This is a genomic window from Halomonas sp. BC2, from assembly GCF_002078115.1.
In the GTDB taxonomy this organism is placed as follows: Bacteria; Pseudomonadota; Gammaproteobacteria; order Pseudomonadales; family Halomonadaceae; genus Vreelandella; species Vreelandella stevensii.
Map to the genome: position 1 here is coordinate 29450 of NZ_LFGT01000013.1, position 2779 is coordinate 32228.

Sequence of the window (2779 nt, forward strand, 5' to 3'; positions counted from 1 at the left end):
CTAGTCCATACGCGCTGTACTTCGCGATGGAAGAGGCGCGCTTCAGGTGTCGGTATCAAGCGCCCACGTACTCGCTCAAACAGGTGAAACCCCAGATCATGCTCAAGCTGCTTGAGCAAGCGGGTGACCCCTGGCTGGGCGATAAGCATACGCCTTGCCGCACCGGAAACCGTGCCGCATTCCATGACCAGCTTGAAAGCAAGCACCTGCTTATCGCGAAGATGGGGAAGCTTCATAATATTTGTGTATCGTCATGGCAATTATTGGTATTGGATCGTATACCGTTCGCCTCGCTATCGTCGATGCATACCACTTACAAGAAGCGGATGGCATGCAGCAGGATTTCCTAATCATTGGTGGTGGTGTGGTCGGCATGGCAGTGGCCTATGGTCTGCTGCGTGCGGGCTGTCGCGTTACGGTGCTCGATGGAAGCGACGACTCACTGCGCGCCTCACGAGGGAACGCCGGTCTCACCTGGGTGCAGGGCAAGGGCGCAGGCATGCCAGCCTATGCCGAACTCAGTTTCGAAGCGAGCCTGGCCTGGCCTGAGTTTGCCGCTGAACTCGAGGAGCGCACCGGGTTAGACCTCGAATACGAACACAGGGGTGGAGTCGATCTCTGCTTCAATCAGGAGGAAGCAGAGGCACGTCAGCGCGAGTACTCGGCGATCCAGTCGACATCCCCCTACCTGGCGCGACAATTCCGTTGGCAATATCTCGACCGTACGTCGCTTGCCTCTTACCTCCCGGGGCTCGGCGAAGGCGTGCACGGTGGTACCTGGTCGCCCCATGACGGCCATTGCAATCCCCTGTATCTACTGCGCGCGCTGTTTTCAGCCAATCTCGGGCTCGGGCTCGATTATCGTCCTGGCTGCGAGGTGCACTTGCTCACTCCCCTCATGAATGGCTTTCGAGCGGCAACCACGCACGGCACCTACGAAGCTGAGCGCCTTATCCTTGCTGCTGGTCTGGGCAGCGCAGCATTGGCGCCGATGCTGGGGCTCAGTGGGGCGGTGCGTCCCGTGCGCGGCCAGGTCTTGGTGACTGAACGCCTGCAAAAAATTGCCCAACTGCCGACCCCACAGATTCGACAGACGGCTAGTGGCGCGTACTTGATCGGGGACATTCAGGAAGAGGTCGGTTTCGACAGGGGGGTGACCCTGCCGATAATGCAGCAATTGGCCGATCGCGCGGTGCGAATCTTTCCGTTTCTCGCCCATGCGCGACTGGTGCGCTCGTGGGGAGCGCTGCGCGTTATGACACCGGATGGCCACCCTCTCTATGAAGCTTCACGGCAATACCCCGGGGCCTATGGCCTAAGCAGCCACAGCGGTATCAGCCTGGCAGCCTTCCATGCCGGCCGTCTGGCCGAATCCATCCTGCAAGACAGCCTAAGTCACGAATACGCAAAGTTCTCCGGCGCGAGGTTCTCTCGCTCCGCCCTCAACCCATAGTGGCATAACAAGATCGGCCCGGAATCACCCACGCACATACGACAAAACAAACTGCGAGGATACAAAATGCGAATTCATACCCTCACCAATCTGCTGTTGTCAGCTGCCCTGCTCGGAGGAGTAGCCAATGCAGAAGATAAGCCGCTGCGCATCGGTGTCGATGTACCCTATGAGCCCTATCAGTACAAGCTGCCGGACGGCACTATTACTGGTTTCGAGGTAGAACTCGTCAATGCTGCCTGCGAGCGGATGCAGCGCGAATGCGTATGGGTCGAGCAGGCCTGGGATGGTATCATTCCGGCGCTTCAAGCGCGAAAGTTCGACCTCATTGCGTCGGCGATGAACATTACCGAGGAGCGCTCTAACCAGGTTCTGTTCTCGGATCCGTATTATCAGGTGCCTTCTGTCTGGGTCGGCAAGGCTGGCGCCGAGCACGATCTGGATGGTCCGCTTGAGGACACGACGATAGGCGTCCAGCAAGCGACCATCCAGGACGAGTACGTAACTCAGTTCTACCCTGATGCAGAGATCCGGCGCTACGCTGATTCTGGTTCGGTGGTTGCCGACATGCACGCTGGACGACTCGACCTGGTGTTCACTGCGTTCCCCCTGGCCCAGAGAACCATGTTCAACGATGACCGTTTTACACGACAAGGCGAACTGGTGACCGGCCCTGAATCAATCTACGGACCGGGAATAGGCGCCGCCTTCCGGCAGCGTGACGAAGCATTGGCAGAAGCATTCAATGAATCTATGCACGAATTAAAGAAGGATGGCTCCTTTGATGTGATTTTTGAAAGCTACTTCGAAAACTAAATGACATATTTATAGAAACACTGATCTATTACTTCACTTGATATCTTGGTCGCCGGCGGAGAAGGTACGCCAGCCCGGTCGAAATCCTCACCTAGTAGCGCATAGACCCCGGCCTCTGCGCTCCGGCGACGACCAACCTCTCTTCGCTCGCGACACATAAAAGCAGTTCCTTAGCTTTTCTTTAGCCGGTGGCCGGGGGGCATAGCCCTCCGGCATTTTAGGTTCTCCCAGCAAAGAGTTTACCAAACCACTTTATCGCCCTTCCTTGATTCATCCATGAAAAAGCCCTCTCTTGGCTAAAAGCAACCCTATTTCGGCATAGCCACTTTGGGTCGTGAGCCGACATACCACCGGAGCCAGTAGAGAGACCCACATTGACGAGTATGAGCTGCCATTTCGCACTCCCTTGCTATGCCGAATCCTCAGTCACATTAGCAACATCATGCTGCGCTTGCTCCCGACCTTCGTGGTGCATGGGCTTGGCAGACCGGGTCGTCTGCTTGATACTGT

Annotated in this window: 3 protein-coding genes; 2 read left to right on the forward strand and 1 reads right to left on the reverse strand. The window is 56.9% G+C overall.

From position 1 onward, the window contains the following. A partial coding sequence (locus B7L71_RS18025; RefSeq protein WP_139790117.1) for a LysR family transcriptional regulator occupies window positions 1-236 on the reverse strand: 236 nt, incomplete at its 3' end. 95 nt (window positions 237-331) lie between these two features. Here B7L71_RS18025 and B7L71_RS10075 point away from each other — a divergent pair. Continuing rightward, window positions 332-1453: an NAD(P)/FAD-dependent oxidoreductase gene (locus tag B7L71_RS10075; protein ID WP_212636751.1), complete on the forward strand. Its 1122-nt coding sequence runs from the start codon at window positions 332-334 to the stop codon at window positions 1451-1453. 66 nt (window positions 1454-1519) lie between these two features. Then, the gene (locus tag B7L71_RS10080; protein ID WP_023006941.1) at window positions 1520-2269 is read left to right on the forward strand and encodes a transporter substrate-binding domain-containing protein; all 750 of its coding nucleotides are present in this window, start codon (window positions 1520-1522) and stop codon (window positions 2267-2269) included. Window positions 2270-2779 lie beyond the last annotated feature (510 nt).